Origin of the sequence: Neobacillus sp. SAB-20_R2A (genome assembly GCF_049568635.1) — a bacterium.
Classification (GTDB): Bacteria; Bacillota; Bacilli; order Bacillales; family Cytobacillaceae; genus Neobacillus; species Neobacillus citreus.
This window is the reverse complement of record NZ_CP145895.1, coordinates 4164039-4180598: the sequence shown is the minus strand read 5'-3', so window position 1 is coordinate 4180598 and position 16560 is coordinate 4164039. Positions and strand designations below refer to the sequence as shown.

The following is a 16560-nucleotide window of genomic DNA, read 5'->3' as shown; positions in this document are numbered from 1 at the left end:
CTCGGATTGATAACCAGAAAGGGATGAAGGAAATGGAAATACAGCGGGGGACACAGCCGAAGAGCGTGGTAAAAGAAAATAAAAACGCACTTTTAAAATCCATTTTAATTATTACCATCTTAATCAGCTTTACCGTTCTGCTTGGCGGCGGCTATTGGATCTTTAAAGAGCAGGCGCCAAGACCATTGGAAGTAACCAATTCGAAAGGTGAAGTTATATTAACGAAAAAATCCATTATGGGCGGACAAGCTGTCTGGCAAAAGTATGGTTTAATGGACTACGGTACCGTTTTAGGACATGGTTCCTATATGGGTCCGGATTATACAGCAGAGTCTTTAAAAATCTATACAGAAGGAATGCAGGCTTTTAAAGCGGAACAGCAATATGATAAAAAATTTGCTTCATTAACTGAAGATGAAAAGCAGATTATCAAAAACCAAGTTATTAAAGAAATGCGCAAAAATCGCTATGATGCGAGTAAAGATACATTAAAGCTGACAGACGCACAAGTAAATGGCCTTGAAAAAGTTAGGGCTTACTATAAGGATATTTTTACAAAAGGCGACGGCTGGGGTTTAAAAGCTAATCTAATCAAAGATTCTGATATACCATCAACAGACCGTGCCTATGTTGACAAAGGTGACCAAATCAAACAAATCTCTGATTTCTTCTTCTGGACATCTTGGCTTTCAAGTACGGTTCGCCCTGGAGACAAAATCACTTACACGAATAACTGGCCATATTTTGAAGACGCCGGTAACCATCTATCCTTTTCCGCTATTTGGTGGAGCGGTGCTAGTGTTACAATCCTAATTTTAATGGTAGGGGTCATCTTATATCTATTCTATCGTTATCAATTTGGTATGCAGGAAGCATATAAAGAAGGAAACTTCCCTCGTATTGATTTGCGCAAGATGCCTGTAACAAGTTCACAGGTGAAAACAGGTAAGTATTTTACGGTTGTATCGGTATTATTCTTTGTTCAATGTATGTTTGGGGCTCTGTTAGCCCACTATTATATCGAGCCAGACAGCTTTTTTGGAATTAAGTGGATCCATGATATTCTTCCATTTAATATTTCCAAAGGCTATCACTTGCAGCTGGCGATTTTCTGGATTGCCACCGCATGGCTGGGTATGGGAATCTATGTTGCCCCGTTAGTTGGCGGTTATGAACCAAAGAAACAAGGTCTTTTAGTTGATATTTTATTCTGGGCATTAGTGGTTCTTGTTGGCGGAAGTATGGTTGGCGAGTGGCTTGGTGCCAATGGAAAATTGGGAAATGCCTGGTTCTTGTTTGGCCATACTGGTTGGGAATATATTGAGCTTGGACGAGTTTGGCAGCTTATCTTAATAGCAGGAATGCTAATCTGGCTGTTTATCGTATTCCGCGGTATTAAAGCAGGGCTTAAGAAAGAGTCTGACAAAGGCGGATTGATACACTTACTATTCTACTCTGCGATTGCGGTACCGGCTTTTTATATCTTTGCCTTATTTATCAACCCAGGTACAAGCTTTACATTTGCCGACTATTGGCGCTGGTGGATTATCCATCTATGGGTAGAAGGTATTTTTGAAGTTTTTGCAGTCGTTGTTATTGGTTTCTTATTAGTTCAATTAGGTCTCGTAACCAAGAAATCAACGGTAAGACAATTATATTTCCAATTAACCCTGCTTCTTGGCAGCGGCGTAATCGGTATCGGACACCATTATTACTATAATGGTTCAGCTGAAGTATGGATTGGTCTAGGCGCAGTCTTCTCTGCATTGGAAGTTATTCCATTGACATTGTTAATTCTTGAAGCTTATGAACAGTACAAAATGATGCGTGACGGCGGTGTCGACTTCCCTTACAAAGGTACGTTCTGGTTCTTGATTTCTGTTGCGATTTGGAACCTTGTCGGTGCCGGGGTACTTGGTTTCTTAATTAATCTGCCAGCGGTAGCCTATTTCGAACATGGACAATTCTTAACACCAACCCATGGACATGCTTCGATGATGGGTGTTTACGGGATGTTTGCCTGTGCAGTACTTCTTTATTCGTTAAGGAATATTGTGAAGCCTGAGGCCTGGAATGACAAATGGCTTAAGATAAGCTGTATTCTGTTAAACATTGGTCTTGCAGGAATGGTCTTCTTGTCCTTGCTTCCAGTTGGATTTATGCAAATAAAAGAGGCATTTTATCACGGCTATGCAGCAAGCCGCGCTTCCTCCTTCCTGCAAAAGGATCTAGTGCAAACCATTTTAACCTGGCGTGCGGTACCTGACACCATCTTCTTAATCGGTGTAATTATCCTGGTACTCTTCTGTATTAAGGCCCTATTTAACCTGCGTAAACCAACGCATAAAGAGGGAGAACGACTTCCGGTTAAAGATTTATCCATTGATGAAGATTAATAGTAAAAATCCGCAAGGCTTTAGCTTTGCGGATTTTTCTCTTCTTTCACTTCTTCGTAGCAGTCGAAGCAATATGACTGTTTATCCTCATTAATCACTCCATTAAAGAATCCATCCAAACAATAAATCTCTTTCCCACAGCATTTACATAAACCAACTAATTCTTTCATTTAGACTTGCCTCCCTTATGAACAAAATCATATTTCAACTGTGATGGTACTCACTAAGTCCTAACCTAAGTTTTTCTATAATAAAAGAGAAGTTAACCCAATTAAAGGAGTGATAATGATGCAAACCTACGCAAAAGTTATCAATGTACCAGATTATCCACCAAGAGAAAAGCATCCAACCATCTTTAAGGCATTTGATGAATTGGCATCAGGTGAAACCATGCAAATTGTCAATGACCATGATCCAAGACCGCTGCTTTACCAATTTATGATGGAAAGACCAGAGCAATTTTCTTGGGAATACCTTGAAGAAGGCCCAGAAGTTTGGAAGGTAGCCGTTAACAAGAAGTAATTTTTTAGAGGCTGCGCTCTTACAAGACTTTGTGTCTTCACCCAATCTAAAATTTGTTTCTATTTATTTTTCAGTTAAAACCTCTTTTTTCCTATAAACCTATTTTACAACAGAAATTCGTTTCTGTTGTTTTTTTATCCGTATGGAAATATGTTAAAATTTATAGCGAGAAAGGGGGAAAGACAATGAATACTGAGCAATTTGAAAAGGAATTCTTAGAGTATGTCAAGAAAATGACCGCTTATCACGAAGCCCTTGGTTTAATTTACTGGGACTTACGGACAGGCGCTCCTAAACAGGGAGTGGGGCAGAGGTCAGAAGTGATTGGCGTGCTGTCCTCCGAGGTATTTAAAATGTCGACATCAGAGGAGATGGCAGCCTACATAGCAGGGCTTTCAAAAGCTGAATTGTCCGATAGAACTAGAAAAATCCTTGAAGAATGCAAAAAGAACTATGAGTTAAACAAAAAAATTCCTGCGGAGGAATACAGAGAATTTGTCATTCTTCAATCAAATGCCGAGAGTGTTTGGGAAGAAGCCAAAGAAAAAGCTGACTTCAATATGTTCAAGCCATACTTAGAGAAACTGGTCGCAATGACAAAGCGATTTATCGGGTACTGGGGTTATGAAGGGAATAAATATAACGTTTTATTAGATATGTACGAACCGGGCTTGACGGTTGAGGTTTTAGATCAAGTTTTTGGAGAACTGAAGGACAAAATTGTTCCGTTAGTAAAACAGATTTCGGAATCCAGCCTCAAACCTAAAACTGATTTTTTGTTTCATCGATTCCCTAAGGAAAAGCAGCGGGAATTCAGTTTGGAAATCTTAGCGCAAATGGGATTCGACTTTAATGCTGGCAGGCTTGATGAAACCGTCCACCCTTTTGCGACTGGTTTAAATCCTGGCGATGTCCGCGTTACGACAAAGTATGATGAACAGGATTTTCGAACCGCTGTTTTTGGCACCATTCATGAAGGCGGGCATGCCTTATACGAACAGAATATTTCCAAAGAGTTAATCGGTACACCATTATGCACAGGAACCTCCATGGGGATTCATGAATCGCAATCGCTTTTCTATGAAAATCTTCTTGGCCGGAGCCTGCCTTTTTGGAAAAAGAATTTTGACCTGCTGAAAAAATACACAAATGGTCAATTCAATCATGTGAATATTGAGGCTTTTTATCGGGCCATCAATGAGTCAAAGCCTTCTTTAATACGGATTGAAGCAGACGAACTTACCTATCCGCTTCATATAATTATCCGTTACGAAATTGAAAAGGGATTGTTTAATGATGAAATAGAGGTTTCCGACCTTCCAACAGTTTGGAACGACATGTATGAGAAGTATCTGGGAATCCGCCCTGGACACGATGGCGAGGGTGTTCTTCAGGACGTTCATTGGGCAGGTGGAAGCTTTGGCTACTTTCCTTCGTACGCTTTAGGCTATATGTATGCAGCTCAATTTAAGCATAAAATGCTTGAGGACCTTCCAAATTACGACCAGCTTCTTGAAGAAGGGAATCTGCTTCCAATCAAAGAATGGCTTACGAATCACATCCATCAGCACGGCAAACTGAAAAAGCCGCTTGAAATCCTGCAGGAGGTAACAAGTGAAGGTTTAAATGCCAAGTATTTGATAGATTATCTCTATGAGAAATATCGAAAGGTCTATCAAATTTAAAAACCAAAAGGCTTCAATCGTTGAGATTGAAGCCTTTGCCATTACCACGTCTTAAATCCTTTGGATCCAGGCGGTGCATTTTGAATGATATCAATGAATGGTATTGTGTAAGCGAACAGGATTAAGGCTGCAGTGATGCCAAGCCATAATTTCCAGTTTTCAAATACCATTGGTGCTTTTTCCTGCAGATTTTCTGCTTCGCCGACAGGGAATTCTTCTTCACCTTTTGGTGCAAAGAACGCCAAGTTAATGAAAATAACTAATACTAAAATAATGCCAAGGAAAAGAATTGTTCCGCCAACTGCCTGGGCAATTTGGTAAGGAATCCACTCAAGCGCCTGCTTGGAGTCACCATAAGTGGAGAATGCTGAACGTCTTGGTGCACCAAGCAGTCCTTGGAAGTGCATTGCACCGGACATGAATGCCATTCCGATAAACCATACCCAGGCTTGGATAATACCTAATTTGTTCATCGCTTTAGTCAGCTTGCGGCCGGTTAAGTGCGGCACAAGCCAATATGAAATTCCAAAGAATGTCAGTACAACAGAAGTTGCTGCTGTCAAATGGAAGTGTCCTGTTACCCAGATGGTATTATGGACAACCTGGTCCATTTGGTTGGAAGCATTGATAATACCGCCGGCACCAGCAGGAATGAATGAAGCCATACCAATGAATGGGACTGTAAAACGGGCATCATTCCAAGGAAGCACTTTAAACCAGCCAAATAAACCAGTAGCTCCTTTAGAACGGCCATATCTCTCAAACGTTGCGAACAGAGAGAAGGCTGTCATTAAGGACGGGATAATAACCATGAATGTTAAGATAACCTGAATAAATTTCCAAGCCGGATCAATGCCCGGTTCTGTCAACTGGTGGTGGAAACCAACCGGAATCGAAAAAAGCAAGAATAAGATAAAAGATAAACGGGCCAATGAATCTGAGAAAATCTTTCCGCCGATGATTTTTGGAATAACTGCATACCAGCACATATATGCAGGCAACAGCCAGAAATACACTAGCGGGTGACCGAAATACCAGAATAACGTACGGCTGATAAGAACATCAACAGTATCTACTAAACCTAAAGACCAAGGCAGCAATTGGAATAGAACAGTTGCTGCAACCCCTAGTGTAGCCACAATCCACATCACCGTGTTGATAACTGCCATAAAGCTTAACAACGGGCTTGGCTTGCCAGGGTTATTTTTCCGCCATTTTGCATAGGTCATAATTTGTGCGGCGCCATCAACCCAGCTGCCGACAACTACAAAGGTTAATCCTAAATAAAAGACCCAGTGTGCTTTAAGTGGTGCATAGAATGTATAAAGTACAGATGCCTCATTTAATAGAATCATAGTTCCTGACATAAGGGTACCGGCAGTCATTAACCAGAAACCAATCCAGCCGGTCCGTCTGGCTGCTGGGGAATGTGTTCCCGCAGTTCTGGATACAGCCGCATATTGAAATCCCATGATAAAGAATGTTGTTAAAACAAGCCCCATTAAAACACCATGAGCTGTTAAAATTTGATAGTAGCCAATTCCCCAAGGCAGTTCAAATTTTCCGGAACGGACAAGGGTTTGTAGTAATCCCATCAGACCGCCGAGAGCGAGTGCTCCGAAAGCCACAAAGAAATGCGCCATGGATAGCTTCGCGTCACGTGGGTCAACCTTTACTTTCGCTGCTGCGTTAACCATTATTTAACCACCTCAATCTTCGAGAACATTAAATGGTGCCCTGTACCACAGTATTCGTTACAAACAACTAGAAATTCGCCGGCCTTGTCAAAGGTTGTTGTATACTCGCTGACATAGCCTGGTTCAAGCATCATATTAATATTGGTTCCGGCCATTTCAAAGCCATGGACAACGTCCTTGGTGGTAGCGATTACTTTCACCTTTGCTCCAAGCGGAACCTCAACCTTTGCTGGGTTATAAGAGAAAGCAGATGCGACAAATACTAGTTCATAATCCCACTCTTTGCCTTCAACCTTATGAAGTCCCGGCTTATCGAAAGGTTTTGTGGTATCAACCTTTTCCGGATTTATTGTAGTTAAACAGCTTGCTGGTTTGTTGCCCAGGTAAAAAGCGCTGACACCGACTACTGTTAAAAAGACAACGAGACAGCCGATTCCAAACGTCAGCCAGATTTTTTCAAATTTATGCATATGCATATGTAATTCCCCCCTTTATTTCCTAAAAACGGTCTACGAACAGATAGTAAACTGAAACCCATGAAACAATGATAAATAGCCCCAGAATGAATACAGACGCCAGTGTCCCCTTTAAAGAAGAACTGTCTTCAATCTCTGTTTGGTGCTTTGTCTTTAGTTCCGCCTTTGCCATCCCCCTACACTCCCTTCAGAAAATGAAAAGTAAATAAATGATTTCTCTTTCATAATACAAAACAATTTTGAAAGTAAAATATCAAATTCAAGAATTCACAAATTGTTCATTCCTTAGTTATCTACTATGGTAATGTTAATAAGTTGGTATAACAGTGATTAAAGTCACAATTACCCACCTGAAATTGTGACTAAAGTGTGAAACATCACACCAAGCCTGTGATTTAGATAATTGATAATTTCATTACGTAATGGATGATCGGCAGTTCGTTTTTTGTCACAATTCTCTGTAAGAAAAATATGATAATAATAAAAATCTTTTCCTTGGAAGTGGTTGGTTTGGAGAAATATTATTGCGAACATTGCCGTCTTTTGTATAATAAGATTGAAATTTGTAAGGTTTGCGGGACATTGGCGGGAAATAAAATAAAAATTGAGGTTCAAAAGCAACCGGAAAAATAAGATTCGGGATAAGTTAGAGAATTGGAAAAGTTTATATAATGAAGGAATAACTATTACAAGATATAATAAACATGCACAACAACAACAACCTTCAAAACGTTTACTTCTCCGAATGGGGAAGTTTTTTTTATGTCTGGAATAATTTTCTTTAAATTGGCAAAAAATACCCTTACCTTTGGTTAAGGAGAATGAAGTATGCCTACAATTCTTTCCATTGCAGAAGTTATTCCTCCATATGAAATTAAACAGACGCAGGCGACAGAGTTTGCAAGGGAATTGTTTTCTGGTTCATTTAAAGAAATTGGGCGGTTATTAAAGGCTTTTGAAAATGGACTTATTGAGAAAAGATATTTTGTTAATCCCGTAGGCTGGTTTCAGGAGAATCATTCCTTTGAGGAAAAGAACAATGTCTACATCGAATCGGCCGTTACCCTTGGGAGGGAGGCAATTGTAAAATGTCTGGATAACAATCAGTTTCTTAAGAAAAAAATTCCTTACGAAGACATTGATGCCATTTTTTATATTTCCACCACAGGGATAGCAACTCCAAGTATAGAAGCACGAATAATGAACCTGCTGCCTTTTCATCTCCACACGAAACGAATCCCAATCTGGGGATTGGGCTGTGCAGGCGGCGCTGCAGGTCTTGCCCGTGCCTTTGAATATTGCATGGCCTTTCCAAAAGCTAAAGTCCTTGTTCTTTCTGTTGAACTTTGCAGTATTACCTTTCAGCGAAATGATCTATCGAAGAGCAATTTAATCGGGACATCTCTTTTTGCAGACGGGGTTGCCTGTGCGTTAATATGTGGTGATTCCTGCGATATCGGGGATTTTCGCTTAAAAACAACATACCCGTCCATATTAGCGGTTCAATCCGCACTGCTCCCCGATTCTTTGGATGTGATGGGTTGGGATATAAAAAATGAAGGATTGTTTGTCCGGTTTTCTCGTGATATACCAAAAATCGTACATAATTGGCTAAAGCCAGTGGCAGAAGAATTTTTACATAAGCACCGGCTTCAAATAGATAAAGTAGACTATTTCATTGCCCATCCGGGCGGTAAAAAGGTGTTGGATGCCTATGTTGAATCGCTTGGCATACCTGCGTCGATGACAGACGTTTCGCTCGAAGTGTTAAAAAACTTTGGAAATATGTCTTCTGCTACCATTCTTTATGTGTTGAAACAATATCTGGAAATGGATATTCCACGTGGGTCAAATGGGCTTTGTGCCGCTCTTGGACCGGGTTTCAGTTCGGAAATGCTTCTATTGAGGTGGTTTGATTGAAGGACTTGCTGCCATTTATTAGCTTTATGGGTTTCATCATTTTCCAGCGTGCAGCAGAGATTTTATTCGCAAAAAGAAATGAAAAATGGATGAAGAGTAAGGGAGCACTTGAATTTGGCATTGTTCACTACCGTTGGATTGTCCTTGTGCATGTACTATTTTTACTTAGCTTTAGTATGGAAAAGTTCATCTTTAATCACGGGTTATCACCTCAATGGCTGATTATTTTTATTGCTTTTATCTTCGCCCAGGCCTTGAGGATATGGGCACTTGCGTCATTGGGCAGGTATTGGAACACGAAAATACTCGTGCTTCCAAATGCAGACGTTATACGTAAGGGTCCGTACCGTTTTATTAAGCATCCGAATTATTTCGTTGTTTGTGTGGAAATCCTTGTCATTCCTTTACTGTTTCAGGCGTATTATACTGCCTGTTTATTTACAGTATTGAATATCATGGTGCTTGCCATCCGGATTCCCGAGGAAGAAAGGGCGCTTGAATGCTACAGCGAATATAACGGAGTTTTTCATGACTGCCGCCGTTTCTTGCCAAAGTTTGTTAAATAACTGTGACAATAATCTGCAAAGTATTGAAAATGATTATCACCTGTGTTAGAATTTGATTAACAATGAAAGTCATTCTCAACTAAGAGTCTGATTAAGGGAAGGTGTTACATATGACCTATGCTTTCGTCGGCGGAACCATTTTAATCTACGCATTTGTCATGAAGCACGTCTTAAAAAATGTCACCCAATAAATATATTTAGCATTAAATGAAGCCAGGGAATATTCCTTGGCTTTTTTTTAGTATGTCAAGATAGGAAAAGTTCGAATTATCGTATAAAATAAACATATTATCATGTTGTTTAAGGGGAATTAGTTTAAATGATCAAAATAGCCGATCAAAATGAAACGATACAAACATTAAAACAAAAAATAATTGCCATATATGAATATTTAATGGAGCAAAACGATGTTCAAAATGCGCAAAAAATTAAGCAGCTTGCTCGAAAATTAGAAAACCGCGAATTCGCGATAGCGTTTTGCGGCCATTTTTCCGCAGGCAAATCAACCATGATCAACCGGGTCGTAGGGGAAAAACTGCTTCCCTCAAGTCCAATTCCGACAAGTGCAAACCTTGTAAAGGTAAGGTCCGGAGAGGATTACGCCAAGGTCTTTTTTAAAAACGAGAAACCACGGCTTTATTTAGCGCCATATGATTATGAAATGGTCAAAAGGTATGCTAAGGATGGCGATAAAATCGAGGAAATCGAGATCAGCCATAGCGACTCAAACCTGCCTGCCAATACCGTAATAATGGACACACCGGGAATTGATTCAGCAGATGATGCCCACCGCATTGCCACTGAGTCTGCCATCCATCTAGCTGATTTAATATTTTATGTGATGGACTATAACCATGTCCAGGCAGAGTTAAATTTCTTGTTCACAAAGGAATTGGCGGAAGCAGGTAAAGAGGTTTATTTAGTTATTAATCAAATTGATAAGCACAAGGATGAAGAGTTAAGTTTTGCTGATTTTCAAAAAAGTGTTGTTGATGCCTTCGCCTCTTGGGGAGTTAGACCAGCACGGATTTTTTATACTTCACTAAAGGATGAAAAGAACCCCCGCAATGAATTTCAGGCATTACAGAAATTTCTTGCGGATAAATTGGCAGCAAAAGATCAATTGCTGATTCCATCCGTTTTCCATTCGTTGAAAAAAATCGTCCAGGACCATATCAACCAGGCTGCAAAACAGGATGAAGAAAAGCTTCTTCCATATCATGAGCTATTAAATGAATTAACTGAGGAGGAAAAAGAGGGTCTGTTGAATTCCTTCCACCAGATTAAAGACAGCTTGACTAGGCTTGCCGGAGGGACTGACGCTAAGGAAAAGTCATTTGATGAAGAAATAGCGCAAATTTTAAAGAATGCTTATCTTATGCCTTTCCAGACAAGGGAAATGGCAGAAAAGTATCTAGAAGCATGCCAACCTAATTTTAAAGTAGGCTTTCTTTTTTCAAAGCAAAAAACGCAAGAGGAAAAAAATGCGCGACTGGAGATTTTTTATCAGGATATTCTTGAAAAATCAAAATCCCAGCTTGAATGGCATTTACGTGAATTCCTGCTCCGTACATTAAAGGAAACAGAACTGGACCAAGGAGACCTGCTAGGGCTCGCTCAGGGCTATGTCGTTACCATTCCTAAAGATGTCCTGATCAACACGATAAAGCCTGGTGCCCGCCTATCCGGCGAATACCTGCTTCACTACACAGAAGATGTGGCGAATGAAATAAAACGGATCGCCCGAAACCGACTTGCTGAGTTCAAAGAAAAATATCTAAATGCACTAAAGGAACAGGAGTCAAAATTAAAAGAACAATTTGCCAAGGAATTCAATAAACAGGAACGCTATGTAAAAGCCTTAACAGAGCTTGATAAATACGAAGAGGCTATTGTTGCAAAAGAAAACAACCTTATGAACCTATTGAACAATCCGCAAGGACTTGAAGATGGCCATTACCAACTTTTCGACCTGCAGGAAGAGGAATTTGAACTAATTAAATCTGAAGTGGAACCGGATTCCTATAAGGCTGACATGATGAAGGAAAGCAAGCAAGTACCCGTCCAGGTCAGTCATGCTGAAACAACAAATAAAGGCTCTAAGGGTGAAGGAAACAACGAAGCAGAGGACCGTCTGCAAGGCACCATTGACAAGCTTCTCAACGCTTCCAAGCTAATTAACGGTTTGCCGGGCTTTCAAAAGCTAGCAGGTGAATTGGCGGAAAAAGCAGGCCGGCTTGAAACTCAGGGCTTTACCGTAGCCTTATTCGGTGCGTTTAGTGCAGGGAAATCGTCCTTTGCCAACGCACTGATGGGGGAAAAAGTTTTACCGGTTTCACCAAACCCCACTACAGCAGCAATTAATAAAATAAAACCAGTCACGGCTGAATATACGCATGGGACTGTCCTTGTAAAGTTTAAAGAACGAGACGCAATGCTCGATGACGTCAACCGCTCGCTTAAGGTCTTTGAATTACATGCGGCCGATTTCAAGGCTGCCGCTAAAATCATTGAAGGAATCATCTATGAGCAAAGCCAGGAAGGGATCGTTGAGAAGACTCATTATGCCTTCTTACAGGCGTTTCTTAAAGGTTATGCCTCTTTTGTCGAACTGCTCGGAACGGTTAAGGTTACAAGTTTAGACGAATTTCACGATTTTGTCGCCAAAGAAGAGAAATCCTGTTACGTGGAATGGATCGAACTCTATTATGACTGCGAACTGACGAGAAAAGGGATTACGCTCGTTGATACGCCAGGGGCGGACTCCATCAATGCCCGCCATACAGGAGTAGCCTTTGACTATATCAAAAATTCAGATGCCATATTATTTGTCACGTATTATAACCATGCTTTTTCAAAAGCTGACCGGGAATTTTTAATCCAATTGGGACGGGTAAAGGAATCGTTCCAAATGGACAAAATGTTCTTTATTATAAATGCGATTGACCTTGCCGAAGATGAAGAGGAAAAGGAAGCGGTGGTGGACTATGTTTCAGAGCAGCTGGTGAAGTATGGAATCCGGAATCCACATCTATATCCTTTATCAAGCCTTGAGGCCTTAAAGGAAAAAATAGACTCAGCAGCGGTTTCCAGGTCAGGGATGAGCCAGTTTGAAAATAGTTTTTATCACTTTATTTCAAATGATTTAACCGAAATGGCGATTTCAGCGGCACAGAATGAATTGAACCGTGTCCATGAATTGGTAGAGCGGCTCATCAAGAGCTCGCTGGAGGATAAGACAGTTAAAGAACAAAAACGCCGTGATATTGAAGGACAGAAGAATATGATTCAAGAACTGTTTGCAAAACAAACGGTCGAATCAATGGAAAACCGCCTGTTCCAAGAGGCTGAGGAATTAATTTATTATATTAAGCAACGGGTTTTCTTGCGGTTTGGCGACTTCTTTAAAGAGGCCTTCAATCCTTCAACCTTAAGGGACGATGGCCGCAACTTGAAGAAGGCTCTGCAAATGGCACTTGATGAATTTTTGGAAAGCTTAGGTTTTGATTTTGCTCAGGAAATGAGAGCTACAACGGTTCGAATCGAGCGGTTTATGGAAAAACTGCTTCGAGATTATCAGGCGGCACAAATTCGGACACTTCTGGACGTCAATCAAGACCTGTCCTTTTCACCATATGAAAAAGGTACGGCAGAAGAAATAGACTTTCCAATAGCGTTTGAAACCATGGAACAGCAAGCTTTTGCAAAAGCAAAATCTTATTTTAAAAACCCAAGGTCCTTCTTTGAGAAAAATGAAAAGAAATGGATGAGCGATGAACTTAATCAGGTATTAAATGGGCCAGCGGATGACTATTTGCAAAATCAAGGCAGTCGCTTAAAAGACCATTATGCAAGGAATCTAAACAATGAATTCAAGCTCCTTTTAGCGCAAATGAAGGATCAGACCGATGATTTTTATTTAAGTTTATTGGCAGCATTAGAAGGCGGAGTTTCAACCGAAATTTTAACAGATATACTAAAGCGGCTTGAAAATTAGGAGAAACGGGGGAGAATCCCAATGAAAAATATTGTTACGAAGGAATGGCTGAAACAAAATTTAAACATCGACACAGTCAGAATTGTGGATTGCCGATTTTCCTTGGCTGACCCGCAGAAGGGGAGACAGGAATATTTAGAAGGACATTTGCCGGGTGCTGTTTTTTTTGATCTGGAAAAGGATTTATCAAGCCCTGTTCAAACTCATGGCGGACGCCACCCATTGCCTGACTTGCAGGAATTGGTAAGCAAGCTTGAGGAGGCAGGGATTGATGAGACGACAACAGTCGTGGCCTATGATCAGGGAGAAGGCGCATTCGCCGGACGTTTTTGGTGGCTGTTGAAGTACCTTGGACACGAAAAAGCATATGTTCTAAATGGCGGATTCAGGCAGTGGGCAGAGGCTGGACTGCCAATTTCAGCAAGTATTCCAACATTCACTAAAGCTCAATTACAGCACCAGATAAAACCAGAATTATTGGCATCCGTCGACGAAGTGAAAGAGGTTATAGCAGGAAAAAAGGAAAACGTAGTGTTGATTGATTCCCGCGAAGAAAAACGCTATTTAGGTATAGTCGAGCCAATTGATAAGAAGGCAGGGCATATTCCGGGGGCTATCAATAAGCCATATACGGAAGGATTAGCAGGAGGCGAATACAAATCCGCTGAGGAACAAAAGCAGCGGTTTTCTGATGTGAATCCTGAACAGGAAATTATTGTTTATTGCGGTTCCGGAATAACAGCAACCCCGAACTTCTTGGCCTTAAAGGAAGCAGGATTTCAAAAGGTCAAGCTCTATGCCGGCAGTTTCAGCGACTGGATTTCCTATCAGGAAAATAAAGTCGATTAAAATTTGAACCATACCTATGTTATAATGGAAATCGTGTTGTAAAAAAACATCCATAGGAGGTTCAATTTTATGACGAATCAAAAGCCTTCGCTTATGCTTGTCGATGGTATGGCCCTGTTGTTCCGCGCTTTTTACGCAACGGCCGTAACAGGGCAGTTTATGATAAATTCAAAAGGGATCCCGACAAATGGAATTCATGGTTTTGTGAAGCATATGTTCACAGCCGTTTCGACCTTTAAGCCAACCCATCTTGCCGTGTGCTGGGATATGGGCAGCAAAACCTTCCGAACCGAACTTTTTCCTGACTATAAAGGAAATCGCGGTGAAGCACCGGTTGAATTGATTCCGCAGTTTGACCTTGTTAAAGAAGTGGTCGAGTCATTCGATATCCCCAATATTGGTTTGGCAGGATTTGAGGCGGATGATTGTATTGGTACTATTGCTAATCATGCGAAGGAGGAAGCCCATGTGTCCATCTTGACCGGGGATCAGGACATTCTTCAGTTGCTTGATGACAGAATTTCGGTCATTTTAATGAAAAAAGGATATGGTAATTACTTGGTCCATACACCGCAGACCTTTAAGGAAGAGAAAGGTATTACGCCTAGACAAATGGTCGACCTAAAGGCATTAATGGGTGATACTAGCGACAATTACCCTGGTGTTAAAGGAATTGGTGAAAAAACAGCTCTGAAGCTATTACAAGAGTTTGAACATGTTGAAGGAATTATCTCCAATTTGGACAAACTGTCAAAATCCCAAAAAATCAAAATTGAGCAGGATTTGGACATGCTTCACCTGTCCAGAAAACTGGCGGAAATCAAATGTGATGTTCCGGTAAATTGCAGTCTGGAAAGTGCCAGCCTTAAAATCGAGAAAGAAAAGGCGGAAAATAAATTAATGGAATTGGAGCTTCGCGGCCTTGGCAGGCTTTTCCCTCAGGTGGAAGCACATATTTCCTAATGACTCTGGTTGTCTCATATTGAGGCAGCCTTTTTTTATTCACCACTAGTTACGAATTTAATAGGATAGTTATTAGGAATTGACTTGGAGGCAGTAGCCTATGCGAACATATACATTTCACCGCCTTATCGATAGCGGCGCTACCAGTCAGATTTATGAAGCGGTTGATAACATTGGAAAAAATGTTATTGTCAAAAAGGTAAAAAATGCTGCAGATGCCGAAGATGAGGTTAACATACTTAAACGCTTGCCAGCTCATAATCAACTAATTCAGATGACGGATTCTTTTATCGAAGGTTCAAATGGATACATCATTTTCGACCATCATCCTGGAGAAAAACTGGGGCATTTTAAAAAAGGCAAACCGCGTCAGCAAAAATCAGCCATCCAAATAACGCTCAAAATATTGCAGGGCTTAAAAGCAGTTCATCAGCACGGCATACTACACTGCGATATTACTCCCCATAATGTGATCATTTCAGAAGAAAATCCGGAAACGGTTAAAATTATTGACTTTGGGTCAGCTGTGTTGGTGAATGAACAAGGTAGATATACCGGACGACATAAAGGGGCGACTAAATGGTACCGGGCTCCGGAACTAAAAAAAGAAAGCAGCGGCTTCACAGCAAAGCTAGATTTTTCATCAGATTTATATAGTGCTGCAAGTGTCTGTCTATATCTGTTAACCGGCGCTGTACCATACCGAAAAAAGCAGGCCTGCCTGCAGATAGAGAATAAAGAACTTCAATACGTACTTAGAAAAGCAACAAAGAAGAACAAAAAAAAGCGATATCAATCAACACAGGATTTTATTGACGCCTTGCTGCCATTTTCTTAAGTAATAAACTTAAAGGAGCAAACTAGATGGAGGATTTTAAGCAGATTGTTGTGTCACCGGGTAAACCAGTCATAATCAAGGAAAATCCAACCTCCTACCCATTGATTGGAAAAGGACTGCAGGGCGCAGTATTTAAAGTCTCTGATGAGCAATGTGTAAAAATTTATTCAAAGAAAATATATTGTTCAAGGGATGCTTTTGTCTTGCAAGAAATAGGCAAAAAATCATCGATTGTTCCAAACGTTTATGAAATAGGAAAAAAATATATTTTAATGGAGTACTTAAATGGTTCTTCCTTACAGGAGGAGCTTGAACAGACAGGTAAAATGACAGAACAAATTTGCAGAAAAATTCTTGACATTATTCAGGAACAAATTCGCTGTCAGTTTCCAAGGATTGATTTTGCTTTAAGGCATGCGATTTATGATCAATACGGCAGACTTAAAGTTATTGATCATGTTAATTCCTTTCGGGTGAATAGACAGGTACCAACTCGACTGTTAAAGGATTTAAAACAAATCGGTTTAAAATCATCGTTTTTAAACCATGTAAAAACGCTTGAACCGCATCTTTATCAGCAATGGAACTCTGAAAGCAAGTAAGGATGTTTGCTCTGTAATTACTATTTTTGCGTCGCAGGAATATAAATTA

The 16560-nt window shown here is 40.5% G+C and carries 14 protein-coding genes; 10 read left to right on the top strand and 4 right to left on the bottom strand.

The window, feature by feature from the left end; translation table 11 throughout:
* Positions 1-32 precede the first annotated feature (32 nt).
* The gene (locus V5M37_RS20345) at positions 33-2396 is read left to right on the top strand and encodes a nitric-oxide reductase large subunit (protein ID WP_423798912.1); all 2364 of its coding nucleotides are present in this window, start codon (positions 33-35) and stop codon (positions 2394-2396) included.
* Between the two features lie 20 nt (positions 2397-2416).
* Here V5M37_RS20345 and V5M37_RS20340 read toward each other — a convergent pair whose 3' ends face one another.
* A complete protein-coding gene (locus V5M37_RS20340; RefSeq protein ID WP_423798911.1) occupies positions 2417-2566 on the bottom strand; it encodes a hypothetical protein in 150 nt (49 codons plus the stop codon).
* A gap of 118 nt (positions 2567-2684) precedes the next feature.
* On the opposite strand from V5M37_RS20340, the gene V5M37_RS20335 reads away from it, so the two are divergent.
* Positions 2685-2918 carry a DUF2249 domain-containing protein gene (locus V5M37_RS20335; protein WP_213145314.1) on the top strand — a complete coding sequence of 78 codons (234 nt, stop codon included), beginning with the start codon at positions 2685-2687 and terminating at the stop codon, positions 2916-2918.
* 185 nt (positions 2919-3103) lie between these two features.
* Positions 3104-4603 carry a carboxypeptidase M32 gene (locus V5M37_RS20330; protein WP_423798910.1) on the top strand — a complete coding sequence of 500 codons (1500 nt, stop codon included), beginning with the start codon at positions 3104-3106 and terminating at the stop codon, positions 4601-4603.
* A gap of 41 nt (positions 4604-4644) precedes the next feature.
* On the opposite strand, the gene V5M37_RS20325 is transcribed toward V5M37_RS20330, so the two are convergent.
* From V5M37_RS20325 to V5M37_RS20315, 3 genes are read right to left on the bottom strand one after another with little or no spacing between them, the layout of a single operon-like run.
* Complete coding sequence (locus tag V5M37_RS20325; protein ID WP_423798909.1) at positions 4645-6300, bottom strand: b(o/a)3-type cytochrome-c oxidase subunit 1; 1656 nt, start codon at positions 6298-6300, stop codon at positions 4645-4647.
* Positions 6300-6776: a cytochrome c oxidase subunit II gene (locus V5M37_RS20320; protein ID WP_213120416.1), complete on the bottom strand. Its 477-nt coding sequence runs from the start codon at positions 6774-6776 to the stop codon at positions 6300-6302. Before V5M37_RS20320 ends, V5M37_RS20325 begins: the two co-directional genes overlap by 1 nt.
* Before the next feature lie 22 nt (positions 6777-6798).
* Entirely contained in the window at positions 6799-6948 is a 150-nt protein-coding gene (locus V5M37_RS20315) for a cytochrome c oxidase subunit 2A (protein WP_213120417.1), read from the bottom strand.
* A gap of 656 nt (positions 6949-7604) precedes the next feature.
* On the opposite strand from V5M37_RS20315, the gene V5M37_RS20310 reads away from it, so the two are divergent.
* From V5M37_RS20310 to V5M37_RS20280, 7 genes are all read left to right on the top strand, one after another.
* Positions 7605-8696 (top strand): type III polyketide synthase, encoded by a 1092-nt coding sequence (locus V5M37_RS20310; RefSeq protein ID WP_423798908.1) that lies wholly within the window; start codon positions 7605-7607, stop codon positions 8694-8696.
* Positions 8693-9262 carry an isoprenylcysteine carboxyl methyltransferase family protein gene (locus tag V5M37_RS20305; protein ID WP_423798907.1) on the top strand — a complete coding sequence of 190 codons (570 nt, stop codon included), beginning with the start codon at positions 8693-8695 and terminating at the stop codon, positions 9260-9262. Before V5M37_RS20310 ends, V5M37_RS20305 begins: the two co-directional genes overlap by 4 nt.
* Positions 9263-9581: 319 nt before the next feature.
* Complete coding sequence (locus tag V5M37_RS20300) at positions 9582-13259, top strand: dynamin family protein (protein WP_423798906.1); 3678 nt, start codon at positions 9582-9584, stop codon at positions 13257-13259.
* 21 nt (positions 13260-13280) lie between these two features.
* Positions 13281-14108 (top strand): sulfurtransferase, encoded by an 828-nt coding sequence (locus tag V5M37_RS20295; RefSeq protein WP_423798905.1) that lies wholly within the window; start codon positions 13281-13283, stop codon positions 14106-14108.
* A gap of 69 nt (positions 14109-14177) precedes the next feature.
* Positions 14178-15071, top strand: a complete 894-nt coding sequence (locus V5M37_RS20290) for a 5'-3' exonuclease (protein ID WP_213145081.1) — start codon at positions 14178-14180, stop codon at positions 15069-15071.
* 100 nt (positions 15072-15171) lie between these two features.
* Positions 15172-15909: a protein kinase domain-containing protein gene (locus V5M37_RS20285; RefSeq protein ID WP_423798904.1), complete on the top strand. Its 738-nt coding sequence runs from the start codon at positions 15172-15174 to the stop codon at positions 15907-15909.
* Between the two features lie 26 nt (positions 15910-15935).
* Entirely contained in the window at positions 15936-16511 is a 576-nt protein-coding gene (locus V5M37_RS20280; protein ID WP_423798903.1) for a serine/threonine protein kinase, read from the top strand.
* Positions 16512-16560: the final 49 nt, after the last annotated feature.